The sequence below is a fragment of the Ruminococcus sp. AF31-8BH genome, assembly GCF_003460605.1.
GTDB lineage: Bacteria > Bacillota > Clostridia > Lachnospirales > Lachnospiraceae > Blautia_A > Blautia_A acetigignens.
The window spans coordinates 228672-255625 of the sequence record NZ_QTVN01000005.1 but is presented as its reverse complement, the minus strand read 5'-3'; the positions used below and the strand labels follow the sequence as shown (position 1 = coordinate 255625).

Annotated in this window: 21 protein-coding genes; 4 read left to right on the top strand and 17 right to left on the bottom strand. The window is 45.7% G+C overall.

What is annotated here, in order from left to right:
• Positions 1 to 81: 81 nt before the first annotated feature.
• From DWZ38_RS08595 to DWZ38_RS08580, 4 genes are all read right to left on the bottom strand, one after another.
• Positions 82 to 1422 (bottom strand): MATE family efflux transporter, encoded by a 1341-nt coding sequence (locus DWZ38_RS08595; RefSeq protein ID WP_117851641.1) that lies wholly within the window; start codon positions 1420 to 1422, stop codon positions 82 to 84.
• A gap of 210 nt (positions 1423 to 1632) precedes the next feature.
• Positions 1633 to 3174, bottom strand: coding sequence for a 2,3-bisphosphoglycerate-independent phosphoglycerate mutase (gpmI, locus tag DWZ38_RS08590; RefSeq protein ID WP_021926878.1), 1542 nt, complete (start codon positions 3172 to 3174; stop codon positions 1633 to 1635).
• A 133-nt stretch (positions 3175 to 3307) separates the two neighbouring features.
• A complete protein-coding gene (locus DWZ38_RS08585; protein WP_117851637.1) occupies positions 3308 to 4609 on the bottom strand; it encodes a homoserine dehydrogenase in 1302 nt (433 codons plus the stop codon).
• A gap of 173 nt (positions 4610 to 4782) precedes the next feature.
• Positions 4783 to 4995 carry a hypothetical protein gene (locus tag DWZ38_RS08580; RefSeq protein WP_021926880.1) on the bottom strand — a complete coding sequence of 71 codons (213 nt, stop codon included), beginning with the start codon at positions 4993 to 4995 and terminating at the stop codon, positions 4783 to 4785.
• 179 nt (positions 4996 to 5174) lie between these two features.
• On the opposite strand from DWZ38_RS08580, the gene DWZ38_RS08575 reads away from it, so the two are divergent.
• The gene (locus DWZ38_RS08575) at positions 5175 to 5477 is read left to right on the top strand and encodes a helix-turn-helix transcriptional regulator (RefSeq protein ID WP_117851632.1); all 303 of its coding nucleotides are present in this window, start codon (positions 5175 to 5177) and stop codon (positions 5475 to 5477) included.
• A 187-nt stretch (positions 5478 to 5664) separates the two neighbouring features.
• Here the strand turns inward: DWZ38_RS08575 and DWZ38_RS08570 are convergent, their stop codons facing one another.
• The 4 genes from DWZ38_RS08570 to gap form a co-directional block, all read right to left on the bottom strand.
• On the bottom strand, positions 5665 to 7473 hold the full coding sequence (locus DWZ38_RS08570) for a Na/Pi cotransporter family protein (RefSeq protein WP_117851628.1): 1809 nt from the start codon (positions 7471 to 7473) through the stop codon (positions 5665 to 5667).
• Between the two features lie 354 nt (positions 7474 to 7827).
• Positions 7828 to 8580: a triose-phosphate isomerase gene (gene tpiA, locus DWZ38_RS08565; RefSeq protein ID WP_117851624.1), complete on the bottom strand. Its 753-nt coding sequence runs from the start codon at positions 8578 to 8580 to the stop codon at positions 7828 to 7830.
• 147 nt (positions 8581 to 8727) lie between these two features.
• Complete coding sequence (locus DWZ38_RS08560) at positions 8728 to 9921, bottom strand: phosphoglycerate kinase (protein ID WP_117851621.1); 1194 nt, start codon at positions 9919 to 9921, stop codon at positions 8728 to 8730.
• Between the two features lie 146 nt (positions 9922 to 10067).
• Positions 10068 to 11087 (bottom strand): type I glyceraldehyde-3-phosphate dehydrogenase, encoded by a 1020-nt coding sequence (gene gap / locus DWZ38_RS08555; protein ID WP_117851616.1) that lies wholly within the window; start codon positions 11085 to 11087, stop codon positions 10068 to 10070.
• 287 nt (positions 11088 to 11374) lie between these two features.
• On the opposite strand from gap, the gene DWZ38_RS08550 reads away from it, so the two are divergent.
• Positions 11375 to 12208 (top strand): histidinol-phosphatase HisJ family protein, encoded by an 834-nt coding sequence (locus DWZ38_RS08550; RefSeq protein ID WP_178105303.1) that lies wholly within the window; start codon positions 11375 to 11377, stop codon positions 12206 to 12208.
• Positions 12209 to 12353: 145 nt separating this feature from the next.
• Here the strand turns inward: DWZ38_RS08550 and DWZ38_RS08545 are convergent, their stop codons facing one another.
• The 3 genes from DWZ38_RS08545 to nifS form a co-directional block, all read right to left on the bottom strand.
• Complete coding sequence (locus tag DWZ38_RS08545; RefSeq protein ID WP_243000207.1) at positions 12354 to 14930, bottom strand: cation-translocating P-type ATPase; 2577 nt, start codon at positions 14928 to 14930, stop codon at positions 12354 to 12356.
• 255 nt (positions 14931 to 15185) lie between these two features.
• Positions 15186 to 15632, bottom strand: coding sequence for a Fe-S cluster assembly scaffold protein NifU (gene nifU / locus DWZ38_RS08540; protein WP_117851605.1), 447 nt, complete (start codon positions 15630 to 15632; stop codon positions 15186 to 15188).
• Between the two features lie 28 nt (positions 15633 to 15660).
• Positions 15661 to 16848, bottom strand: a complete 1188-nt coding sequence (gene nifS, locus DWZ38_RS08535) for a cysteine desulfurase NifS (protein WP_021925506.1) — start codon at positions 16846 to 16848, stop codon at positions 15661 to 15663.
• A 197-nt stretch (positions 16849 to 17045) separates the two neighbouring features.
• Here nifS and DWZ38_RS08530 point away from each other — a divergent pair, with 197 nt between their 5' ends.
• Complete coding sequence (locus DWZ38_RS08530; protein ID WP_117851601.1) at positions 17046 to 18389, top strand: polysaccharide biosynthesis protein; 1344 nt, start codon at positions 17046 to 17048, stop codon at positions 18387 to 18389.
• A gap of 91 nt (positions 18390 to 18480) precedes the next feature.
• The gene (locus tag DWZ38_RS08525) at positions 18481 to 19512 is read left to right on the top strand and encodes a 3-deoxy-7-phosphoheptulonate synthase (RefSeq protein ID WP_021925504.1); all 1032 of its coding nucleotides are present in this window, start codon (positions 18481 to 18483) and stop codon (positions 19510 to 19512) included.
• Between the two features lie 250 nt (positions 19513 to 19762).
• Here the strand turns inward: DWZ38_RS08525 and xerD are convergent, their stop codons facing one another.
• From xerD to recA, 6 genes are all read right to left on the bottom strand, one after another.
• On the bottom strand, positions 19763 to 20644 hold the full coding sequence (gene xerD, locus DWZ38_RS08520; RefSeq protein ID WP_021925503.1) for a site-specific tyrosine recombinase XerD: 882 nt from the start codon (positions 20642 to 20644) through the stop codon (positions 19763 to 19765).
• 323 nt (positions 20645 to 20967) lie between these two features.
• Complete coding sequence (locus DWZ38_RS08515; RefSeq protein WP_147342992.1) at positions 20968 to 21567, bottom strand: hypothetical protein; 600 nt, start codon at positions 21565 to 21567, stop codon at positions 20968 to 20970.
• A 187-nt stretch (positions 21568 to 21754) separates the two neighbouring features.
• Complete coding sequence (rny, locus tag DWZ38_RS08510) at positions 21755 to 23311, bottom strand: ribonuclease Y (protein WP_117851594.1); 1557 nt, start codon at positions 23309 to 23311, stop codon at positions 21755 to 21757.
• A gap of 281 nt (positions 23312 to 23592) precedes the next feature.
• Entirely contained in the window at positions 23593 to 24195 is a 603-nt protein-coding gene (locus tag DWZ38_RS08500; protein WP_117851589.1) for a site-specific integrase, read from the bottom strand.
• Positions 24196 to 24981: 786 nt separating this feature from the next.
• Positions 24982 to 25485 (bottom strand): regulatory protein RecX, encoded by a 504-nt coding sequence (locus DWZ38_RS08495; protein ID WP_243000206.1) that lies wholly within the window; start codon positions 25483 to 25485, stop codon positions 24982 to 24984.
• Positions 25486 to 26562, bottom strand: coding sequence for a recombinase RecA (gene recA / locus DWZ38_RS08490; protein ID WP_117851587.1), 1077 nt, complete (start codon positions 26560 to 26562; stop codon positions 25486 to 25488).
• Positions 26563 to 26954 lie beyond the last annotated feature (392 nt).

Below are 26954 nucleotides of genomic sequence, written 5' to 3'. Positions count from 1 at the left end.
CTTATTTTTCCTGTGTTTCCAGATTTACAGGCACGATTCGCGCTCTGTACCCGGCAGCACACTGTAATGAAACGTCTAACCTTACAGGCACAGTTTTTTCTTCATATCCTTCATCACATAGAAGTAAAGAACAATCAGAAGCACGGTGGCAACCACCCATGCAAACGGACTTGCCATGCACGCCATGGTGTAGCTCTTTTTATTCGCTGCAATAACAGCCATCACGCCTCTTCCTACAAGCTCAGCCACACCGGAAAGCATAGGCAGAAGGCCGTAGCCCATTCCCTGGAAGCCGTTGCGGTAGCAGTTTACCACATACAGCGGAACCAGGAACATTCCCACGCACCGGAGGTAGGTATCCACCATAGGAATGACCACATCTGCATTATCTGAAATAAACAGATAAGAGAAGTATTTGCCTGCGAAGAAAAGAATGAAGCCTGCAATTACCGCATACGCGCATCCGATCACATCTGTTGCACGGAAGCCCTGGCGCACACGGTCCAGCTTTCTGGCTCCGATGTTCTGGGCATTGTATGTAGAAATAGTAGTTCCAATAGCGACAAAAGCCTGGGTGAAAATATTCTCGATCTTATTTCCTGCGGTAAAGGCTGCAACCGCGTAAGAACCAAGAATATTCAGGGAGCTCTGTACCATCATGGTTCCAATGGCTGTAATGGAATACTGAAGGCCCATTGGGATTCCCACGCTGATCTGCTTCGCGGCAATGTCTTTGTTAAAATGCCAGTCTTCTCTTTTCATGCGAAGCTCCGGAACAGCTTTCCAGATGTAGACCAGGCAGAGAAGTCCGGACACTCCCTGGGAAATAACCGTTGCCCATGCAGCTCCCGGCGCACCCCAGTGGAAAAAGATAATGAACACAAGGTCCAATACAATATTAAGGCCTGCTGCCAAAATCAGGAAATACAGCGGTGTCTTGCTGTTGCCAAGAGCCCTGAGGACACTGGACACCAGGTTGTAGAGCACCTGGGTAAAAATTCCGGCACAGATGATCATAATGTAGCCATATGCCCCGTCAAAAATATCCTCCGGTGTATGCATGAAAACCAGCAGTCTGTGCATTCCCAGCATGCTGATCGCCGTCATGATCACCGCGATCACGGCGGAAAGAATGGCTGCATTGCCAACTGTCTTCCGCATCTCATCCATTCTTCCTGCCCCAAATTTCTGGGAGGTAAGTACGGTAAATCCTGTGGTCAGTCCCATCAGAAAACCAATGATCAGAAAGGTGATGGTACCTGTGGCTCCTACCGCCGCCAATCCCTTGGTACCTACAAACTTTCCTACTATAACCGCATCAGCCATACTGTAAAGCTGCTGAAATACATTACCGATAAAAACAGGAATGGTGAAATTCAGCAGCATTTTCATGGGCTTTCCCACAGTCATATCTGTCTGCATTTTAAGTTTTCCTCCATAAGAAAAAATATCGTTTGAGAGCGATTATAGGCGAAATCCCACTTACTTTCAAGCCCCTATTTTAAGAAATTTAAAAATTTTTCCAGGATGCTTTTTGAGGACAAAAAGGTGCAGCCCCTATAGGAAGCTGCACCCTGTTTTCACACAATATTCCATAACTGTCCAGCATCTGGACAGCTACTGCAATTTTATTTATTTCTCAACAAGAAGAGACTTGCCTGTCATCTCTGTCGGCTGCTCCATGCCCATAAGCTGGATCAGGGTCGGGATGATGTCTGCAAGGCATCCGTTCTCACGAAGTGTGTATTTCGGATCTGCGTTTACAAGAATGAATGGAACCGGGTTGGTGGTATGAGCAGTGTATGGCTCGCCTGTCTCATAGTCAACCAGCTGCTCTGCATTACCGTGGTCAGCACAGATGAACATCTGTCCGTCAACCTCTTTGAGAGCCTCAACAGACTTGCCTACGCACTCATCAACAGCCTCAACAGCCTTGATTGCTGCTGCCTCAACACCAGTATGTCCAACCATATCCGGGTTCGCGAAGTTGATGATGATCACGTCGTATTTCTCAGATTTAATTGCTGCTACAAGCTTCTCACAAACCTCTGGAGCGCTCATCTCAGGCTGAAGGTCATAGGTCGGAACCTTCGGGGACTTCACAAGGATTCTGTCCTCTCCCTTGTTCGGCTCCTCAACGCCGCCGTTGAAGAAGAAGGTTACGTGCGCATATTTCTCAGTCTCAGCGATACGTGCCTGAGTCATGTTGTGAGCTGCAAGGTACTCGCCGAATGTGTTGTGAAGCTGAACCTTGTGGAATGCTACCAGCTTATTGCCGATGGTATCGTCATAATCTGTGAAGCATACATATGTGAGGTCCAGTCTCTTCTCTCTTGCAAAGCCTGTGAAAGCATCGTCGCAGAAAGCTCTGGTGATCTCACGTGCACGGTCAGGACGGAAGTTGAAGAATACAACAGAGTCCTTATCAGAAACAACAGCTACCGGCTTGCCGTCCTTCTCGATTACAGTCGGAAGAACGAACTCGTCTGTCTTGCCGTCATCATAGGAAGCCTGTACAGCCTCAGCTGCATCTGTTCCCTTAACGCCCTCGCCCTTGGTAAGTGCGTTGTAAGCAAGCTCAACACGATCCCAGCGGTTGTCACGGTCCATTGCATAGTAACGTCCGGAAACAACACCAATCTCACCTACGCCAAGCTCATCCATCTTTGCCTGAAGCTGCTGGATATATCCTTTTCCGGATGCCGGAGGTGTGTCGCGGCCGTCAAGGAAGCAGTGTACGTAAACTTTCTTAAGTCCTTCATTCTTCGCCATCTGAAGAAGTCCGAAAAGATGGGTGATGTGGCTGTGAACACCTCCATCAGAAAGAAGTCCCATAAAATGAATTGCAGAATCATTTTCTTTGGCATTCTTCATTGCTGTAAGAAGTGCCTCATTCTTAAAGAAATCACCGTCCTGGATCTCTTTGGTGATTCTGGTAAGCTCCTGGTATACGATACGGCCTGCGCCCATGTTCATATGTCCTACCTCAGAGTTACCCATCTGGCCCTCTGGAAGACCTACAGCCAGTCCGCTTGCGTTACCTTTTACAAAAGGATACTCAGCCATCAGCTTGTCCATGACAGGGGTATTTGCTTCATAAACAGCGTTAGCGTCATGTCTGTCATTCAGGCCGTATCCATCAAGAATCATTAAAACCGTTGGTTTCTTGCTCATAATGTTCTCCTTTATGCGATTAAAAATTTCCCGGCTGCTGATCCCCTGGGAAACAGCAGCTTTTCTTTTGTTTGTTACTCCTTATATATAGTATCAAAAATCTGGAATTTTTCAATCACAATTTTTCAAAATTTTATTTTCCGTAAACGCGGATTGTCTTGGAAATACGCTTTACAGAGGATTTATTGGAAAGTTCCTGGACTGCGGTCTTGAAATCGCCTTCCCGCACCTTGGCTGTGATCACAACAACCTCTGCAAGATGGTCGTCCTGGCTCTGGCTGTCGCGCTGGATGATCTGGGCAATGCTTACGTGATATTTGGCAAAAACCTCTGTCATCTCAGCAAGCACACCGCAGCGGTCCTCCACATGGAGGCGAAGGAAATAACGGTTGTAAGTATCTTCCATTCTTTTTACAGGAAGCTGTTTATAGCAGGTACATCCAATGCGTCCGCAGCAATTTGCCACTATATTTCTTACAATGTCGAAAATATCGCCCACTACAGCACTGGCTGTGGGAAGCTCACCAGCACCTCTGCCGAAGAACATAGCGTCCTCTACTGCGTCACCGTGAACAAAAACTGCATTATAGGAATCATTTACCGTTGCAAGCGGATGGTCGTTTGGAATCAGCATCGGGCAAACGTAAGCCTCTACCCCGGTGTCTGTGTTGCGTGCAACGCCAAGAAGCTTGATAGCACAGCCCATTTCTTTGGCATAGCGGATATCCTTGGCGGAAATCTTGGTGATTCCTTCAATATAAACGTCATCAAATACCACTCTGGAATTAAAAGCTACGCTGGCAAGAATGGCCACCTTACGACCTGCATCCAATCCGTCAATATCTGCTGTCGGATCTGCCTCTGCATATCCAAGCTTGGTGGCAAGTGCCAGGGCATCCTTAAATTCCATGTTGTCCTGGGACATTTTGGTGAGAATGAAGTTGGTGGTTCCGTTTACAATTCCCATAACCTCACTCATATGATTGCCTGCAAGACACTGCTTCAGAGGACGGATAATGGGGATTCCGCCTGCCACAGCTGCCTCAAAAAGCAGATCCACATGGGAAGCTTTAGCTGCGTCCAGAAGCTCTTTTCCATGGACTGCGATCAGATCCTTGTTGGCCGTTACCACATGCTTGCCTGCATGAAGAGCGTCCAGGATATAAGTACGTGCGGGCTCAATTCCGCCGATCAACTCAATCACAATATCAATAGAAGGATCCTGCTTGATCTCTTCCCAGCTGTTTGTAAGCATTGCAGGATCGTCTACCTTCGCAGCTGCCTTTTCCAGATTTCGAACCAGGATCTTACGGATCTTGACCTTGCAGCCGATCTTGGTTGTCATCTCCTCTTCCTGGCCTTTCAGAACCTTGTAAACTCCGGTTCCAACTGTTCCAAGCCCCAAAAGGGCCGCGTTTATCACTTTTTCTTCCATGGGGAACTCCCTTCTTTATATAGGATTCTGTAATCATTAAACGTCAGCGTGAAAAAGACAGTTGTCTTTCGTACATTAACATTTCACTGTGTGATTCCTATACTATGGCAGAATGTGGAATTTGTCAAGATGGGGATTCGGAGAAAAAACAGAAGTAACGATGTGTTTTCCGGTTATTGCTTCTCTTCCAGCTCCTCCAGCTGCCTCTTCAGCTTCCTGATATAGTGAAATCCGGCACATAGGGTTACGGAAATGGCTATGGACAAAATGGCTGCCAGGATCACATACGCAGTTGTTCCAGCTCCGGCTACCATACAGTAAAACAGGCATCCTGCCAGAAGTCCTGCAAACACCACTTCAATTCCCGTCTCCAATACTTTCTTCAATGCTTCTCCCTCCCTTTTAGGGTCTTTATAACGACCCTATGATATTTTTAATTTTACCCCGATAATAGACATATATCAAGTACAAATTGTTCATAAATAGGAGTAGATCCTGGCTGCAGATTCGGGCTTGTTCGCTGCCTGACTGCTGCTTTGAACAATCGCAGTTATGGGGTTTGATCATGATAAAATATGACAGGTTGTGGAAAACCATGGAAGAACGTCATATTTCCCAGTATGACCTTTATACGTATTACGAGGTGAGTAAAAGTCTGCTGCATAAGTTCCGCAAGAATGAGAACATTGAGATTTTTACCCTTGACCGTATCTGCACCATTCTGGAATGCAACATTGAGGATATTGTGGAGCATGTGCCGGATGAGCAGTACACGCAATATGTAAAAATGCAGAGGAAAGCGGCGGCTGCCGATCACAGCCGGGCTTCTAGGCAAAAAGAGTACGGGGAGACGCCTTCCGAAAAATAAAATATTCGAGAACATAACGCCGATCATCCAAAAATGTGTATGATTTTTATATACACAGATATTTGTTATTGTATTCTTTTGTAGAACAGTTTGTACTTTTCTTTTTACGTTGTTATATAAAAACACCGCCAGAAATTTCCCGGTTCTATCCGGTCATTTCTCTGACGGTGTTTTGTATTTCGTATGCTTATTCTACTTCTTCCGGTTCCATGCTGAGCTTGTGCTCAACTTCCGGTCCAATGTCGTATTTCTGTCTGTATTCCTTGAAATAGCTGTAGTATTCAAGGCTGTCAGTGGGATAAATCTTGGAGTTATGGATGTGAATATCTGTCGTTTCATCATCACTCTTCATAAGCGCGGTCATGGCACTTGCACAATGGGACGCAATACGGCCGAAGCTGTTCAGGATATCACTGAATACAGTTCCCTCTTCCAGACCGCATTTGCCCTGGCTGAGACGCTCTGCATGGCGCATTTTCAGCTCATCGCAAAGTCTGGTGATTACCACGCCAAGGGGCGCAACGCGCTGTGCGGCTTCCTTGTCATCATTCATGAAAGCAGTGCAGGTGATATTGATTTCCTCACGGACTGCGTCCATAACTACATTCAGCTCATCCCATGCAGTCTGAGAGAAGGTAGTGTGGTTATCATGCATTTCATTAGACATATGCGCGATATAGGAAGCATGGTCTCCGATTCGCTCAAAGTCATTGATGGTATGCAGATAAAGGGAGGTCTGACGAGTCTGGGCTGTGTTCATCTCACGCTTGGTAAGCTGAATCAGGTATTCCCCAAGACGGCTCTCATATTTGTCGATCAGGTCTTCTTTCCGCTGTACCTTATCGTATTTATCCTGCTGGTAATCGTTCAGAAGGTTCATGGCTCTGTTCACATTCTTCCGAAGCTTCTTCGCCATGCCGTTCATTGCACGATGGCACTGGCCAATAGCAAGTGCAGGATAGTTAAGCAGACGCTCTTCCAGAAGATCGAAGTCTGCCTCGTCTTCCAGCTCCTCTGCACTGTCCTTTACCAGGTAGCATACAAGCTGCTCGATCTTCGGTATGAATGGGAACAGTACAACGACAGTTGCCACACGGAATACCGTATTCAGAAGGGCAATGGATACAGGCGACATGATCATATCCATAAATCCAAAGTGAACGATGGCATTCGCTGTGTAGAAAATAATGGACCACAGGATCAGGCCAAACAGGTCGTTCAGCAGATATACAAGGGCAGTTCTTTTACCATTCTTGTTGGCTCCAACTGCGGAGATCAGTACTGGACAGGCAGCTCCAACGCCGATACCAAGAACGATCGGAAATGCACTTGCAAAGGTAAGGATTCCGGTTACGGAAAGTGCCTGGAGCACACCGACGGTAGCGGATGCACTCTGGAGCACTGCGGTAAACGCAATACCTACCAGGATACCTGCAATGGGGTTGGAAAACATTGTCAGCATATCGATAAATACAGGACTCTCACGCAGCGGCGCAACAGCTCCACTCATCATCTGCATTCCATTCATCAAAATGGCAAAGCCCAGCATAATATTTCCGATATTTCTGTGTACGGATCTCTTACAGAATGTACGAAGAATAATACCGATCACAGCTACGACTGCTGAGATAGTAGCTGTGGAAAGGATGCTTGCAATTCCACCGGAGCCCTGGATGTAGGACAGACACAAAATCCATCCTGTGATACTGGTTCCGATATTTGCGCCCATGATAATACCAATTGCCTGTTTCAGCTTCATCATACCGGAGTTTACAAAACCGATAACCATAACCGTTGTGGCAGATGAAGACTGGATCACACTTGTAACACCGGTTCCAAGTGCAACACCCTTCAGCGGGGTATTTGTCATCTTGTAAAGAAAAGCTTCCAGCTTATTGCCGGCAACGGATTTCAGTCCGTCTCCCATCAATGACATTCCAAATAAGAAAAACGATACTCCGCATAGCAAAGATAAAACCATTGAAAAAATTGCCATGTTTTACTCCTCTGTTGTCGCTTCCCTCTCTGCTCCTTCGCATGAGTGCGACCTTTCTTCTCAAGTATTTTGTTTTCTATTAACGTGGATTTTTCTCAATTTTTACGTATCCTTAACTATTATGCCATAATCATAAGCTGATTACAATATTGGATTGATCTTAAAGCGTAATTTTTTATGCCTGGAAAAACTGTATTTTGGGTAAAATTAGCTAAAAGTTCCTTACTGCATCAAAACAAAAACGCCATAAAACGCTCCCGGCAGAACCGGAATAGCGAATTATGGCGTCTTCAACGCTTGGACACTTGTAAGATATAGATATCTTACTATTATTTAAAGAGATACGAATCTAGGTTATTTGTTGTAGTTTACGATGTCGCCGAACTCAGCTTTGAGGGAAGCACCGCCAACAAGACCGCCGTCGATATCTGCCTGAGCAAATAATTCCGGAGCAGTTTTAGCGTTTACAGATCCGCCGTACTGGATGCGGATTGCAGCTGCTGTAGCCTCATCGTAGATTTCAGCGATGCAAGCTCGGATTCCTGCGCAAACTTCCTGAGCCTGCTCAGTTGTAGCTGTTTTACCGGTTCCGATAGCCCAGATTGGCTCGTAAGCGATAACGGCTGTTTTAGCCTGATCAGCTGTAACATTCTGGAAACCAACTTTAACCTGCTGACGGATGAAGTCCATAGTTACGCCCTGCTCTCTCTGAGCAAGAGTCTCACCACAGCACATGATCGGAGTGATGCCGTGCTCGAATGCTTTAAGCATTTTCTTGTTTACGGTCTCACTTGTCTCAGCGAAGTACTCTCTTCTCTCGGAATGTCCGAGAACTACATATTTAACACCAGCATCTGTGAGCATGTTCGGGGAAATCTCGCCTGTGAAAGCACCTTTCTCCTCGAAGTACATGTTCTCAGCACCAACCTGGATGTTGGATCCTTTTGCAGCCTCAACAACTGGAAGGATATCGATAGCCGGTACGCAGAATACTACGTCAACGTCTTCGTTTGCTACTAATGGTTTTAAGGTTTCTACTAATTTAACTGCCTCACTTGGAGTCATGTTCATTTTCCAGTTTCCGGCAATAATTTTCTTTCTAGACATTATTATATAATCTCCTTTATTTTTCGGAATCACCATGTCCACTAAATTCAAGCTTCACCTTCGGTTCGCTTTCATTAAGTGGTCAGGTGGGCTTTCATACTAAATTCGGTCTGCGCCTGTGGCTTGCCCTCATTAAGTATTCAATGCCTATTTATCATTAGCTGCTGCTACACCCGGAAGCTCTTTTCCTTCCAGGAACTCAAGGGATGCACCGCCACCTGTGGAGATGTGGGTCATCTTGTCGCCATAGCCAAGGATGTTAACTGCTGCTGCAGAATCACCGCCGCCGATGATGGTTGTAGCGTCTGTATCAGCAAGTGCCTTAGCAACAGCCTCTGTACCATGAGCAAAGTTCGGCATCTCGAAGCAGCCCATCGGTCCGTTCCAAACAACAGTCTTCGCATCTTTTACAGCGTCAGAGAAAATCTTCTCTGTCTCTGGTCCGATGTCCATTCCTTCCCATCCGTCCGGAATCTCACCACGTTTTACAACCTGGATGTTGCAGTCGTTGGAGAAGTCATCACCGATTCTGTTATCTACAGGAAGAAGAAGCTTAACGCCTTTATCTTCTGCTTTCTTCATCATGTCTAATGCATACTGAAGATAATCATCCTCGCAGAGGGATTTTCCGATATGTCCGCCAAGTGCTTTGGAGAATGTATAGGACATTCCGCCGCCGATGATCAGAGTGTCAACCTTGTCAAGAAGATTGTTGATAACAGAGATCTTGCTGGAAACCTTAGCTCCGCCAAGGATAGCAACGAATGGTCTCTCAGGGTTGTTTACAGCATTTCCGAGGAAATCGATTTCTTTCTGCATCAGATATCCAACAACAGCTGTATCTACATATTTGGTAACGCCAACGTTAGAGCAGTGTGCTCTGTGAGCGGTACCGAATGCGTCGTTTACAAATACGTCGCAAAGAGAAGCAAGTTCCTTGCTGAACTCATCACCGTTCTTAGTCTCTTCTGCACGGTAACGTGTATTCTCAAGAAGAATAACATCTCCGTCTTTCATCTCTGCTACTGCAGCTTTTGCGTTTGGTCCTACAACTTCCGGATCAGCAGCAAATTTAACTTCCTGTCCGAGAAGCTCACTGAGACGTTTTGCAACAGGTGCAAGAGATAACTCAGGCTTCGGCTCTCCCTTCGGTTTTCCAAGGTGTGAGCAAAGGATAATCTTTCCACCATCTGCGATCAGCTTCTTGATTGTAGGAAGAGCTGCTACCAGACGGTTCTCATCTGTAATTTTGCCGTCCTGCAGAGGTACATTAAAGTCGCATCTTACGAGGACTTTTTTGCCTTTTACGTTGATGTCATCAACAGATTTTTTATTCAGCATCTTGTTATGCCTCCTTATTATAAATTAACTTTATACAGACAAAAGGGTCCGGTCCTATTCAGACCGGACCCTTCTCTGAGTCTTATTCATATACTGCAGAACCGCGTAGGCAGCCTGTCAGCATCCGAACCCTACTCGTCTTCTGATTAAGCGTTCAGAAGTTTGCCAAAGTGTTTGATTGTACGAACCATCTGGCTTGTGTAGGAGTTCTCATTGTCATACCAGGAAACAACCTGAACCTCTGTTGTGCCATTCTCAAGTGGAAGAACCATTGTCTGAGTAGCATCGAACAGGGAACCAAATCTCATACCAACGATATCGCTGGAAACGATCTCGTCCTCGTTGTATCCGAAGGACTCGTTGGAAGCTGCTTTCATAGCTGCGTTGATCTGCTCTTTTGTAACATTTCCTTCAACAACTGCTGTAAGGATTGTTGTAGAACCTGTTGGGGTTGGAACACGCTGTGCGGAACCGATAAGTTTTCCGTTCAGTTCTGGGATAACAAGACCGATTGCTTTAGCAGCACCTGTGCTGTTCGGAACGATGTTAACTGCAGCTGCACGGGATCTTCTCAGATCGCCTTTTCTCTGCGGTCCGTCAAGTGTCATCTGATCGCCTGTGTAAGCGTGGATTGTGCACATGATACCGGATTTGATTGCAGCAAGGTCATTAAGAGCTTTAGCCATTGGAGCTAAGCAGTTTGTTGTACAGGAAGCTGCGGAAATGATGTGATCCTCTTTTGTAAGAGTCTCATGGTTTACATTGTAAACGATTGTCTTAAGGTCGTTTCCAGCCGGAGCGGAAATGATAACGTGTTTAGCACCTGCATCGATATGAGCCTGAGCTTTGTCTTTGGATGTATAGAATCCAGTACACTCAAGAACTACGTCTACACCGATCTCTCCCCATGGAAGCTCAGCAGCGTTAGCTTTTGCATAAATTTTGATTTCTTTTCCGTCAACTGTGATGGAATCCTCGCCAGCTACAACTGTATCTGCAAGAGCGTATCTTCCCTGAGTTGAGTCATATTTTAATAAATGAGCGAGCATTTTAGGAGATGTTAAGTCGTTGATAGCAACGATCTCAAATCCTTCTGCACCAAACATCTGACGGAATGCAAGACGTCCAATACGTCCAAAACCATTAATTGCAACTTTTACTGCCATGATAAATTCCTCCTATGAATTAAATGGTAAAAATTATGTGAATGCTTCAATCTTTGTGAAAGAAACATCAACCTATAGCGTATTGTACCTAATTCTGAACAAAAATTCAAGTCCATTTTCAAAAAAATAACAGGCAAATTGCCACAAATATCCTCTAATATGGTATACTCCTTTTAAATGGTCCGGCAGTGTCCCTTTTATGACACTGGGGCCGCTTTTATCCGCACTTTTTTTCCTTTTTTCATACAGAAAGGGAGCCTATTTTTTACAAATTCAAGGAGGACATCATGAACATACAGCAAAAATCTCCGTCGATTTTGTGGGACTGCCACATGCACTCATCATTTTCCGCTGATTCTGACACTCCCACTGAGGATATGATACGCAGATCCATCGCACTTGGTCTTGAAGGGATCTGTTTTACCGAGCATCTGGACCCGGACTATCCCCCCACTCCCGATGACCTGGAATTCTCCCTTGATCTTCCGGCTTACTATAAGCGGCTTATGGAGCTAAAGGAAGCTTATAAGGATCAGATCAGCATCCGTTTTGGAATTGAGATCGGCCTGCAGCTTCATCTTGGCGAATATTTTCACAATCTTTTGAGGAAATATCCTTTTGATTTCGTGATCGGTTCCTCCCATCTGGTTCACGGCGCAGATCCCTATTACCCGGAATTTTTCCAGGGCAGGGAGGAAGAACAGGCTTACAGGGAATATTTCGAATCCATTCCGGAAAATCTTTCTGCTTTTGATGAGGTGGATACTTACGGGCATCTGGATTACATTGTCCGTTACGGTCCGAACCAGAACCGTTTCTATTCTTATGAGAAATACCAGGATATTTTGGAAGCGATCCTGAAAAAGCTGATTGAGAAACATGTGGGACTTGAGGTGAATACCGGAGGCTACCACTATGGCCTTGGAGAACCGAATCCCTGCACTGCCATTATCCGCCGATATAAAGAGCTGGGTGGTGAAATCATCACCATCGGTGCTGACGCCCATGCACCGGAGAAAATCGGGTATGACTTTGACAGGGCTGCGCAGGTGCTGAAAGAATGCGGGTTTGAATATTATACGGTTTTTAAAGAGAGGAAACCGGAATTTATCAGGCTGTGAATGCTTTCTGCAAAATGTTTGATGTTTGCCACAGAATGCGTATGAAAAAAGAAGCCGCACCCCGCGACTTCTTTTTTTACATATTCGTAATCCAGGCTATTGCCCAGAACTTATTCTTAGCTGTCATCCGGGACTTTTATAGTAATTATTTCTGCACTTTTTCCAGAAACAGTGCAATAAACCCTTTCTTTTCCCGCTCATGTGCCTTGTCATACAGAGAGCGGCACCATTCGGTGATAACTTCGATCACGACCGGGGAGAAAGTCATCAGTATGAATACCAGGATGATCATTCCGAATTCCAGGGAGCCAAGTGCCAGCAGGTTCTGCACGCATACGGCTGCAAAGAAGAAAATAAACTGCATGCCGTAGATAATAATCTTGCGGTATCGGCTAAGGGGCGCATACACGGTCTTAAGGGCTGCCATGTAGTTCCAGCCGGTTACCAGGAAACATGCGGTGCTAAGCATGACGTTGCTGTGGTACACATTCTGGCAGACCAGCATGATGGTGAATACACAGCCTGTGATGGTCACTGCTGCAGGGAATGCATTCATAAATACGTAGCGCAGGAAGCCGCTTTCAATCTTGTTGAAGTTGTTTTCCTGAGCCAGAAGGAAGGTGGGAATTCCCACTGCACAGGCACTGATCAGGGACATCTGGATAGGCTCGAAGGGATAGCTCTCGCCCCAGAAAATAGTGATCAGGCAAAGCAGTGCGGAAAAAATAGTCTTGATCAGGAACATGGATGCCGCAGTACGGATGTTGTTGACAACGCGGCGGCCCTGGTTCACGATCTCCGGCATAGCCGCAAAGTTGGAATCCATCAGCACCACGTTGGCAATGTTCTTGGCAGCGTCGCTTCCCTCTGCCATAACCACACTGCAGTCCGCTTCTTTCAGTGCCAGAACATCGTTGACGCCATCGCCTGTCATGGCAACGGTATGCTTCTGTTTCTGAAGGGCGAGCACCATTTCCTTCTTCTGCTGCGGAGTCACACGACCGAATACAGAACACTCTGCAACGGCACGCTCCATATCCTCCGGTGTGGTAATGGTTGTGGCATCAATATAGCGGTCTGCATTTTCCAGACCGGCTTTTTTCGCAATGGCGGAAACGGTCACAGGATCATCACCGGAAATTACTTTCAAGTCCACGCCCTGGTCTTTGAAAAATGCAAGCGTCTCAGGAGCATTGTCTCGGATAATATCGGTGATCATAAACAGCGCTACCGGCTTCAGGCCAGCAGGCAGCTCATTCTCCTGATTCAGGTTCGGGCTGTGGGCCAGTACCAGAACACGCAGGCCTTCTTTTCCATATGCAGCGCACTGGCGGATCAGGTCTTCGTTTCCTTCCGGGAAAAGGAACTGGGCAGCGCCCATCAGGTAAGTTCCCTTTTCTTTGAAAGCTACACCGCTGTATTTACGGTCAGATGAGAACGGGATGCAGTGGTCTACGGTCATGTCCGTTCTTCTGGAGAAACGCTTGTGGAGGGCATCTGCGGTGGCATTCTTGTCCTTCAGCACAGACATCATGTTCGCCATGACGCGCTCGATCTCGTTCATGGTCATCTCTGGCTGGGGAGTCTCCACTGCCTGCAAAGCGGTTCCAGACTGAGGAGCCTCTTCCGATGTAATTCCTGCTTCCGCAGCTGCCAGTTCTGGCTGACATCCAGCATCAGGCTTCCCCTCTGCATCCGATATATTTGCCTCATTAAACGCCCCGGCTGCATCCGCATTTCTCTGTGCCGCAGCTTTCCTCTCCATCCCTTCCACATAAGGCTGCACTTGCTCCACACACATGGTTCCTGCGGTGATCGTACCCGTCTTATCCAGGCAAAGGGTATCCACTCTTGCCAGAGTTTCAATACAATATAATTCCTGCACCAGGGTGTTCTTCCGGGTCAGGGCAAGAGCTCCCAGGGTCAAAGCCACACTGGTAAGCAGCACCAGTCCCTCCGGGATCATTCCCAAAACCGCTGCCACCATATTTACAACAGCGTCCCGGATTCCATTCCCGGCAACATAATACTGCTTGTAAAACAGCAGAAGTCCCATAGGAACAATGATCACACTGATGGTCTTCAGAATAGCATTCAAGGAATTACGCAGTTCCGAATTGTGACGCTTGAATTCCTTGGCTTCGCTGGTGATCTGGGAGGCGTAATTGTCCTTGCCAACATGGATTACCTGGCAGCATGCCTCTCCGGATGTGACAAAGCTTCCGGAAAAAAGCTCGTCTCCTTCAATCTTCTGAAGATTGTCGGATTCTCCTGTCAGAAGGGATTCGTTGACCTCAATGCTTCCTTCCAGCACCTTGGCATCCGCCGGCACCTGGTCACCTGTCTTCAGAAACAGGATGTCATCCAATACCAGCTTTTCTGTGGAGATGGTCCACTTCTTCCCTTCACGCAGTACCACAGCCTTGCTCTCTGTGAGAATCGCAAGCTTGTCCAGGGTCTTCTTGGCACGGACCTCCTGGATGATTCCGATCACGGTATTGATCACAATAATGCCCATGAACATGGAATTCTTATAGGATCCTACCAGCAGAACCATTACCATAAGTGCAAGATTCAGAAAGTTGAAAAATGTAAGTACATTCTCCCTTACGATCTGCTTGTAGCTTCTGGTATTGGGATTCTCGTTGGCATTGACTTTTCCTTCTTCGATTCTTTGTTGTACCTGTTCGTTTGTAAGTCCTGTCATCGTTACTTCCTTCATTCTTGTATTTTCTTCAAGGATTTCCAGGAAATTCCATATGGAATTTCCTGTATGCCGGATGCCTTCCCGGTATACAAAATCAGGGCAGATGATAACATCCGCCCTGATGAATTCTCTTTACGGGTCTGCCTCATCTTTACCACTCATTTATCTGTAACGAAATAAATCTGCTTATGGATTCGGTTTCCTGTAAAAATATTCTTTTTATCGATGACGACAAGCAACAGCTGCTATTCGCGCTGTTTCCAACCGCAATTAATACTCTTCTGCCTCGTCCTCTTCACCTTCGTGAATGTCAGACTTCGGTTTCTTCAGACCCTCGATCTCAATGTGGTGCTTCTGTGCATAGTCCCACAGTGCAGCATGTACAGCCTCTTCTGCAAGAAGGGAGCAGTGTACCTTTACTGGCGGAAGTCCGTCAAGAGCTTCCATAACTGCCTTGTTGGTAAGCTTCATAGCTTCCTCGATGGTTTTGCCTTTGACCATCTCAGTAGCCATGCTGCTGGTTGCTACTGCAGCACCGCAGCCGAAGGTTTTGAATTTGCAGTCTCTGATAATATGTGTCTCATCATCGATATCAAGGAAAATTCTCATAATATCGCCGCATTTGGCATTTCCTACTGTACCGACACCGCTTGCATTCTCTATTTCTCCAACATTACGTGGATGCTGGAAATGATCCATTACTTTCTCACTATACATCTTTTTTTCCTCCTGGCAAGTGTTTTAATCAATTTTTCTGTTTTTTAATAAAATCTTCATATAATGGAGACATTGCTCTTAAGCCGCTTACGATTTCTTTCAGCTTATCTACTACGAAATCAGCGTCTTCCATGGTGGTCTCTTCGCTTAATGTCATACGCAGGGAACCATGTGCGATCTCGTGAGGCAGTCCGATTGCCAGAAGTACATGGGACGGATCCAGGGAACCTGATGTACAGGCGGAACCGCTGGATGCACAGACGCCATAGTTGTCAAGCATAAGCAGCATGGACTCTCCTTCGATGAACTGGAAGCTTACGTTTACGTTGTTTGGAAGACGTTTGGTAGGATGACCGTTTAATTTCACATATGGAATCTCTTTCATGATTCTGTCGATGAAATGATCTCTTACCTGGATCTCTTTAGCGGTACGCTCTTCCATAGTGCGGATGGCACGCTCTGCAGCTGCACCGTAGCCTACGATTCCCGGAACGTTCTCTGTACCTGCGCGGCGCTTTCTCTCCTGTGCTCCGCCGTGTACGAAGGAACGGATCTTAACGCCCTTGCGAATGTAAAGGAAGCCGATTCCTTTCGGTCCGTTCAGCTTATGTCCGCTGGAGCTGAGCATGTCGATGCCTAACTCATCTACATTGATCGGCACCTGTCCAAAAGCCTGCACGGCATCTGTGTGGAAAAGGATTCCGTGCTCTTTGGCGATGGCTCCGATTTCCTTGATCGGCTGGATGGAACCGATCTCGTTGTTTGCAAACATAACGGAGATCAGGATGGTCTCAGGTGTGATGGCTTTCTCAAGCTCATCCAGCTTCACAATACCGTTCTCATCTACATCCACGTATGTGATCTTGGCTCCGCGCTCTTTCTCCAGATACTCGCAGGTATGAAGGATTGCATGATGCTCGATCTTGGTGGTGATGATGTGATTTCCTTTGGATTTATATGCTTCAAAAGTGGCTTTCAGTGCCCAGTTGTCAGCCTCTGAACCGCCAGCTGTGAAATAAATTTCTTCTCTCTTAGCTCCAAGTGCGTCTGCGATCTGGCCTCTTGCCTTGGTAACGCCTTCCTTGCTCTTGGATGCGAAATCATAAATGCTGGATGGATTTCCATACATTTCAGTAAAATAAGGAAGCATTGCTTCTACAACTTCCGGAGCGGTCTTGGTGGTAGCCGCATTATCCAGATAAATCATTTTTCCCATTTTTCTTCCTCCTGGTTTATTGGTATCAATTCGATATGAAAGAACCCCGGAAAAGGGCTTTTTTCATCTATCTCCTTAGGTACTTTTTTATTTCCTAGTAATTCGCTTGGATTTCTAGTCCACTTTACCAGATAATAACAGTTCTGTCAAGGCACATTTGGGCATAGATTATCTAAAAAGATAGTGGTCTGATCATCATGTCTGATAAGCTTTTTTTCAGGGGAACCCTGATCCTTACCTTTACTGGCCTTGCCAGCCGGATCATGGGTTTCTTCTATAGAATATTCCTTTCTCATACTATTGGTGCACAGGGAGTTGGAATTTACCAGCTTACCCTTCCCGTTCACGGGATCATCCTGGCTGCAGCGGGAATGGGAATCCAGGCTGCCATTTCCAGGCTGTGCGCCTCCTTTACTGCCCTTGAAAAAGAAAAAGAATCGCGAAATACACTGCTTCTTGGAATGTTTCTTTCCGGGGCTGTTTCCCTTCTTTTGTCGGCAGGGGTGTACCTGAATGCGGATTTTATTGCGGGGGAGCTTTTGAAGGAAGCAAGAACTGCTTCTTTGCTTCGCATTCTCTCTTTTAGTTTTCCCCTGAGTGCCCTGCATTCATGCGTCAACAGCTTTTATTATGCCAGAAAAAAAACCGGACTTCCAGCCTTTATCCAGCTTTTGGAGCAGACTTCCCGGATTGGCAGCACCTATATGATCTACCTGGTACTTCTGTCTGGTGGAAAAGAAATCACTCCCATGATTGCAGCTGGCGGTGCGCTTTTTAGCGAGATTGCGGCAACTGCTGCCTGCTTTTTAGCACTGGGCGTGGATTTTTCCCGGGAAAATTATCATCCTCTTTCGGGATTATGGAGGCAGCCCAGAAATCCTGGCTCTGTTCTTTCTTCTTTAAAGGAAATTGGAGAGATTGCGGTGCCTCATTCTGCAAACAGGCTGCTGCTTACGGTGCTTTCCGGCATTGAAATGGTTCTCATTCCCCAACAGCTGCTTCTGGCGGGAATGACGCAGACAAATGCGCTGGCTGTGTACGGGATTTTCACGGGAATGGCTCTGCCTTTGATTCTGTTTCCCGCTACTATCACCAATTCCGCTTCTGTAATGCTGATGCCTTCTGTGGCAGGACTTCAGGCACTTGGCTATGAAAAAAGGATTCGCTATGTGATCTGGCGCACACTTGGAACCTGTTTTTTCTTCGGGGCTTTCTGCACTTTGTTTTTCTTTCTTTTTGGAAAGCCGCTTGGAATTTTTCTGTTTCACAGTGAGACTGCGGGAGTGTACATAAAAACGCTGGCGTTTATCTGCCCGTTTCTTTATACCAACACCACCCTGGAAAGCATTATGAACGGGCTTGGCAGACCAGATGCCTGTCTTTTCCACAATGTTGCGGGAGTGTGCATCCGCATTGGCTTTGTGATCCTTTCCGTTCCCAGCATGGGGATCCGTGGATATTTTTATGGAATGCTGATTTCCCAGCTAATTCTTACCCTGCTTCATTTTATTTATCTAAACAGAATGAAGTTATCGGACTGATTTTCACGAAATTTGCCTATCGACATTTTTCGGTTCATAGTCTATAATATTGAAACGAAAGCAAATTTTGCCGATAAAAGGAGAAAATACCATGGGATTTGAATTCATCAAAAAGCTTCCGACACCCGACGAGATCCGCAACCAATATCCCATTGATGCAAAGATCAAGGCACTGAAAGAGAAACGTGATCAGGAGATTCGTGACGTATTCACTGGAAAATCCGATAAATTTCTTGCAATCATCGGTCCCTGCTCTGCAGATAATGAAGATGCTGTATGCGATTATCTGCTGAGACTTCGCAAAGTTCAGGACAAGATCGCGGATAAAGTTTTAATCATTCCACGAGTTTATACGAATAAACCGCGTACTACCGGAGAGGGCTATAAGGGTATGGTTCATCAGCCAGACCCGGAGAAAAAGCCGAATATGCTTGCCGGACTTGTTGCCATCCGTAAGATGCACATCCGCGCTATTGAGGAGAGCGAGTTTACCTGCGCAGATGAGATGCTTTATCCGGAGAACTGGCGCTACCTTTCCGACCTTCTTTCCTACGTAGCAGTTGGTGCACGTTCTGTTGAGGACCAGCAGCACCGTCTGACTGTCAGCGGTATGGACGTTCCGGCAGGAATGAAGAACCCTACCAGTGGAGATTACAGCGTTATGCTGAACTCTGTTGTGGCAGCTCAGGGAAGCCATACTTTCATCTACAGAGGATGGGAAGTTGAAACTACAGGTAATGAGCTTACACATACCATTCTTCGCGGTGCGGTAAATAAGCACGGAGAGGCCATTCCGAACTATCATTACGAAGACCTTCGCCTTCTTTTTGAGAAATATTCTGCTAAGAATCTCAAGAACATGGCTACTATCGTAGATACCAACCACTCCAACTCCAACAAGCAGTATGAGCAGCAGATCCGTATTGCCAAGGAAGTGCTTCACAGCCGTCAGGTTGATTCTGATGTACATGGTCTGGTTAAGGGGCTTATGATCGAGAGCTACATCGAGCCAGGCAACCAGAAGATCGGCCCGAACCATGTATATGGCAAATCTATTACAGATGCATGCCTTGGATGGGATGAGTCTGAGAAGCTGCTGTATACTATTGCTGAGATGTGCTGATAAAGGTGTATCTGGCAGAGTGATTTCTGTTTGTTCTATCTGATTAGAGAAAAATCTCCTGGATTCTGATTTTGAGAATCCAGGAGATTTTTTTATGGGGTTTCATTTTTGGGCGTGACTTCCTTAAAACTGCCCAGAATACTTTCCCGGACAGTCTTTTCGCTCTTATTCTATATCCTAGAGCGTGTTTGAAAAATCATTCCCGCAAAGTGGGGCGTACATCTTGCAGAAAGCCTTTTTCAAACATGCTCTAGTGTCTCGGATGTGCTTTCATGTACACATCTCTCATCCTGTTAATGTTCATGCTGAGGTAAACCTGTGTGGTGGAAATATCGGAGTGGCCAAGCATTTCCTGGACGCTTCTGATGTCCGCACCGTTCTGGAGCATATGTACGGCGAAGGAATGCCGCAGGGTGTGGGGTGTAATGTCTCTGTGGATTCCAGCTTCTTCTGCATAGCCCTTAAGCATTTTCCAGAAACCCTGGCGGCTCATGGCCTTGCCGGAGCAGTTGGTAAATAAAGCATTCTCGTTGTCATCCTTCACAAATACATCCCGTCCCTTGTCCAGGTACAGATCAAGGGCTTCCTTGCTCACATTGCCGACGGGGATAATGCGCTCTTTATTTTCCTGACATACTACATAGCCCATCTGAAGATTCACATCGCTCACTTCCAGATGGATCAGTTCGCTGACGCGCATGCCTGTGGCATAAAGAAGCTCCAGCATTGCCTTGTCACGAATGCCTTTTGGCGTAGTCAGGTCTGGCTGCTTCAGGAGATTGTCTACCTCCTGGATGCTGAGAATCTCAGGAAGCTTCTTCTCCACCTTGGGAGATTTCAGATTGTCTGCAGGGTTCTCATCGATTCTTCGCAGGGCGAACATATGCTGGAAAAACGCACGCATGGAAGCAACGCTTCTGGAAATAGTGGAGGACGCGAAATTTTCTTTCTCCATATAATCCATATATCCCATAAGGTCAAATTCCCGCACCTCTTCCACAGCAGCAATGCCCTTCTTCTGCAGGTACGCTGCCATCTTAGTCAGGTCACGCTGATAGGAAACCTCCGTATTCTGGGATGTCTTCTTCGTATTATGTAAATAATCAATAAATTCGCGTATTTCCTGTTCCATACTGTTTACTTCCTGTCTCTTCTGTTCTGAATTTCGCTTCATAAATCCAAATAAATGATAAATACAGCCTCAGTTCTCCGACTGCCCGCTCCATCATTATTCATCGCATTTTATGCGTATTCTTTTTTCACGCTCTAAGATATGGGCTAGTCACCCACAATAATTTAAAATGTACCTGTATTATACTTTGTAATTGACATAAAATCAAACCTTTTTTTCGCGCCGAAACCGCTTAAAATTGGGCTTTTTTCAGTTATTTTACAAAATAATGTTAATCTTATGGTAACCAGCACTATATCTTGTTGTTTTTTCTCGAATTTTGTCTAAAAAAAATTTATAAATCCAAGGATTTGCCGCAAAATCCAGGGATTTATGCACCATTCCAGAAGGATTCCAAGCCCGAATATGGCTGTCCACAGAAGGGAATTCAAAAAATAGCTGCTTACTTTTCCCGGAAAAATCCCATGATTGCGCCAGATTGCCCTGGATTCTTTGTAAACCATCCCGTAGACTTTCATCCACACGGGAATATAGATGAGATACTGGGGAAGCAAAAGCCCCGCTGCCACGGCTCCACCTGCCAATCCAAACTGCAGGATAGACATGACAAATACCATTCCAAGGCCAAGCCCCGTAAAAATCATGGACAGCACTGCAAGGGGCACCCCAAACACTGTAAATCCGCACAGCAGTGTAAGGAGAAACATCCCGCCCCGCATCCCAATGATCTGGTACAGATATTCTTTTCCATATGCGGCAGTCCGTCCATAGGTGCCAAGCAGATAAACCGCGGAAAAAGCCTGCTGCTTCCAGGTAAACCGGTAAACAAGATTGGGAATTATCATTCCTGCCAGAAATCCAAAGAGCAGCAGGGCCATTCCCGGAAAAGTGGTTTTCGTTTTGATGCAAAGTAATTTTTCCATAGCTTCACCCTGTACCATTCTACGCCGACTTTGTTTTAATTATGAAAAAAGTCAGCTGTTCCACGCCTATGCTGTTTCCACAGCTGCCGTACAGAATTTTCATAATAAAAAACCGCCTCCGCATTTCTCATATTTCATGAAAAATGCGGAAGCGGTCTCTTTGCTTTTTAATGTAAATTAACTCCGATTATTTGGCATAATCAACGGCTCTGCTCTCGCGGATCACATTGACCTTGATCTGGCCCGGATACTCAAGCTCAGCCTCAATCTGCTTCGCTATGTCTCTTGCGAGAAGTACCATCTCAGAATCGTTCACATGCTCAGGAACTACCATCACACGGATTTCTCTACCAGCCTGGATCGCAAAGGATTTCTCTACACCCTTGAACTGGTTTGTAATGTCCTCAAGCTGTTTCAGTCTGTTGGTATAAGTCTCCAGTGTCTCTCTTCTGGCACCTGGACGCGCTGCGGAAATCGCATCTGCAGCCTGTACGATGCAGGCGATAAGGCTCTCCGGCTCCACATCACCATGATGTGCTGCTACTGCATTAATAACAAGCGGGGTTTCCTTATACTTCTTGCAAAGGTTTACACCAATTTCAATGTGAGATCCTTCAACCTCATGATCAATAGACTTACCAATATCATGAAGCAAGCCTGCACGTTTCGCCATACGTACGTCTACGCCAATCTCTCCTGCAAGCAAGCCGGAAAGCTGCGCAACCTCGATGGAGTGCTTCAATGCATTCTGTCCATAGCTTGAACGGAATTTCATACGGCCAAGGAGTTTCAGAAGTTCTGGATGAATACCGTGAACACCAACATCCATAGCTGCATTCTCACCATCCTCACGGATCTGGTTTTCAACTTCCTTCTGCGCTTTCTCAACCATTTCTTCGATTCTGGCAGGATGGATACGTCCATCTACGATCAGCTTCTCAAGAGCTACTCGTGCCACCTCACGTCTGATAGGATCAAAGGATGAGAGGACAACTGCTTCAGGAGTATCGTCAATAATAAGATCTACACCTGTCAAAGTCTCCATGGTACGAATATTACGTCCCTCACGGCCGATAATACGTCCCTTCATCTCATCGCTTGGAAGCTGTACTACGGAAATAGTAGTTTCGGCAACGTGGTCTACCGCACATTTCTGAATGGCATTTACCACATACTCTTTGGCTTTTTTTCCTGCTTCTTCCTTCGCCTGATTCTCAAGTTCTTTGTAAAGCTTGGCAACATCAACCTTTACATCGTCTTCTACAGATCTGAGCAATTCTTCTTTTGCCTGTTCGGAGGTTAAACCGGAAACACGTTCCAGTTCCTGTACTCCTTTCAGCTCAAGCTCGTCTACTCTTCTTTCTTTCTTTTGCAATTCAGCAAATCTCGCTGTACACTCTGCTTCGCGCTTCTCAACTGCCTCAGCCTTCTTATCGACGGTTTCTTCCTTCGCTAAGACACGCTTCTCATATTTCTGCAGTTCGTTTCTACGTTCCTTGGTTTCCTTCTCCAGTTCATTTTTAGTGCGGAGAGATTCTTCCTTTACTTCCAATAAAGTTTCACGTTTCTTTGTTTCGGCCGCCTTTAAAGCTTCATCAATGATGCCTCTGGCCTTTTCTTCAGCTGACCCAATCGTTTCTGCGTCTTTCTTAACCTTATTATCCACAGAAACTTTACTAGTAATAGGAACCGCAATCAGTAGAGTGGCTACTACAGCGACAACTGCAACAATAATTGTTGTCACAGGAGCACCTCCTCAATATTTAGTTTTCATTGTGCAATCACAACAATACAAGTTTATCTTTTTTTTAGAATTATGTCAAGTTTTTCTACAGAAAAATGAAATTTATATTTCGTCAAGTTTCATCACAGCTCAAAAAGCCTATAAATCAAGGGTTTTCGCGGTTTGGATAAAAATTAATCTGTCGTCTATTTTCGTCTTTTTTCTTTCAAATGTCATAAAATTTGTCATAATTTTTGTCATAAAAAAGCCACCGCCCAATAAAAGGAAAGTGGCCTTGATTTTCAGATAATATTTTCTGCTTTTTTCATTTCATTCTGAATACGCTCATAGTCCGCATGATTGTAAATATCCATTGTCGTTGCAATGTCAGAATGTCCCATAATAACCTGTAACGCTTTTGGATCAATCCCAGCTTCGGCAAGACGTGTACAGGCTGTGTGTCTCAATATATGAGCTGTTATGTGCGGCAATAAAATAGGCTCCCTACATTCTCCTTCTGCTATCACACACTCTCGTTTATTATAGGTATTCACTATATTGATAAGTGGATGATCCAAACTCTGCGGCGTAAACTGCTTTCCCACAGAATTAATAAAAACAAAATTTCTTTTCCCCTCCAGGGACTTTTCCTTTGAACGTCTGCCAAGAATAAAATCAAGCTCCCTTTGCTTTATCAGGCTTTTTCGCGCCGTTTCTGTCAGTGGAATATCACGTTTGCTTGTCTCTGTTTTCAGTGGATGGATATAATACTTTTGACCTTCGCCCAGATTCTTATATATTAACTGCTGCCTTACATGTATCACACTCCCCTTTAAGTCAACATCTTCCCAACGCAGCCCACAAATTTCTCCAATACGCAGTCCTGTGGATAGTGCAAATACAATGACAGGATAATATCAAAGATTAATAAAGATTGTGCAATACAAACTAGACGAAATAAAACATTTTTCAAGAAATGAATATATATTGGGATGGGGAACGCCAGATGATATGATTTTACAGATTCCTAAAATTGCAGAAAAATATAATTACTCACTATCTTATAATTTCATGAAATGTTTTGTAAAATGGCTAAATACTAAAAATTAATTATTTAAATATCAATTATATTATTTTTATCTTTTTATTTCATTTTGTTCTAACCCATGCTATACTAACTATGTTGTCCACCCGATACCCGACAACGGGAGGAGGTGTAGTCCATATGGAAATCATCATTTCTTTTCTTGTCTCCTGTACGGCTGGTGTAGTTTGCCACTACATCATCAAATGGCTAGATGGCGACGAGTAAGGGCAACACTAACCTAGTAGTTTCTTGTCTACTATAAATAAACAAGAAGAAGCCCCCAGTATTCGCGGTACTGAGGGCTTCACTCTTTTTGTCCACATGGACTCATCATTTCTTTTGCCTAATGGCATTATAGCATATGCAAATCTTGAAATCAATATACCAACTTGCTTGAAATCCAAGAAAATTTCCGCTGTTTGTCATAAAAATGTCATAAAACTATATTTATTTGGTTTCTTTCATGTCTGGAAACGCTGTAAAATCAAGGCTTTCCAGTCCTTTCCATAGAAATATAACACTTTTCTACAGAAAAAGAGAATTTAAATTTCGTCAAGTTTCATCACATTCCCAAGAGCCCATAAAAATAAAAGATTTAAAACTCTCATTCTGACAAAAAGGAATTTCTCTCACAAGTAATGTGCATCTCATCCAGTACGTGGGAGATGTCTCCGTAGGAAAAGCCTCTGCGGAGCAAAAAGCCTTGAAGCCTTCGCATGGCTTTCTCATCCAATGCGGAGTCTGGCTGGCATTTCTTCTGGACAGTGGCGCGAAGGACGGCCAGCTCGTCGGGCTGTTCCACTTCGGCAGCTGCCTCCCAGGCTGCAAGGGCTGTGGCACGGTCAACTCCTTTACCAGAGAGCTCCTGGAGGATCTTCTGGCGGCTCTTGGTGCCCATCCGAAAGGAAATGTAGTTCTCAGCATACCGCAGGTCATTGAGATAGCCGTAGGAGCGCACATATTCCATGGCATCCTCTGTAGCTTCTGCTGAAAAGCCTGCCTGACGCAGCCGGTCAGACAGGCCTTTCTCTGTGCGGTCCATATGTTCTAAGAGAAGCATTGCCTTCCTTCTGGCATTCTTCTGCTCTTCAGATACAGACGCCATCATTTATTCCTCTTCTTCCCCAGGAGCATCAGCTGTCAATGCTGCTTCAGCAGTCTTCGTCTCCTGCTGTTCCTCTTCCTCACCTGGAAGCAGGTTATAATGAATGCGCACCTTGCGCTCGATCTCATCGCAGATCTCCGGGTGCTCCTTCAGGAACAGCTTGGCATTCTCACGGCCCTGGCCGATCTTATTGCCCTCGTAAGCGTACCATGCACCGCTCTTGTTCACAATGGAATTCTCAGCGGCAAGGTCAAGGATATCGCCTTCCTTAGAGATTCCAGTACCGAACATAATGTCAAATTCTGCCTGCTTAAATGGCGGAGCTACTTTATTCTTCACTACCTTGATTCTGGTGTGGTTACCAACCATCTCACCGCCCTGCTTCAGGGTCTCTACCCGGCGCACATCAAGACGCACGGAGGAGTAGAACTTCAGGGCACGTCCGCCGGTGGTGGTCTCCGGGTTACCGAACATAACGCCCACCTTCTCACGAAGCTGGTTGATAAAGATCACAACGCAGTTGGACTTGCTGATGATGGCAGTCAGCTTACGAAGTGCCTGGGACATCAGACGTGCCTGCAGGCCTACGTGGCTGTCTCCCATGTCTCCGTCGATCTCAGCCTTTGGAACCAGGGCTGCAACAGAGTCCACGATGATAATGTCAACAGCACCGGAACGCACCATGGTCTCTGCGATCTCAAGTGCCTGCTCGCCATTATCCGGCTGGGAAATATAAAGGTTGTCAATGTCTACGCCGATATTCTTGGCATATACAGGATCCAGGGCATGCTCCGCATCAATGAAGCCTGCGATTCCGCCGCGCTTCTGCACCTCAGCTACCATGTGAAGGGCAACTGTGGTCTTACCGCTGGACTCTGGTCCATAAATCTCTACAATACGTCCCTTGGGCACACCGCCTACGCCAAGAGCAATGTCAAGGCTTAAGGAACCTGTGGGAACGGTCTCTACCTGCATGTTGGCACTGGATTCTCCCAGCTTCATGACAGAGCCCTTGCCATACTGCTTCTCAATCTGTCCCAGCGCTGCTTCCAGGGCTTTTCTCTTCTCTTCATTTATCATGATCTCAATTCTCCTGTTCTTAATAATCAGTACAGTCCCAGATGCTGTAACCATTAAACGGACTGTATAAATATCTCTTTTTCAAAAATACGAACCTATGTTCGTTTCTTTCTGTAGTACATAGTATCTTAAATCCATTCTCTTGTCAAGCGTTTCCGTAAATTTCTGTCCGCTATTTTCCCCCTTGGTTACTGTTCACTCCGTGCCCAGTAACACGCTTCGCGATGCACAGAAATCATGCTTTGCATGATTTCGCGCCGCAATCCTCGGGTTTTCTGTGAACTTTGTTCACAAAAAACACCTCGCGGAATATTACCTATGAACAGTAGCCCCCCTTTCGCCTGCCAGCTTCAGGCACTTGACCCCACTTCGCCATGTGCCTAAATCATGCA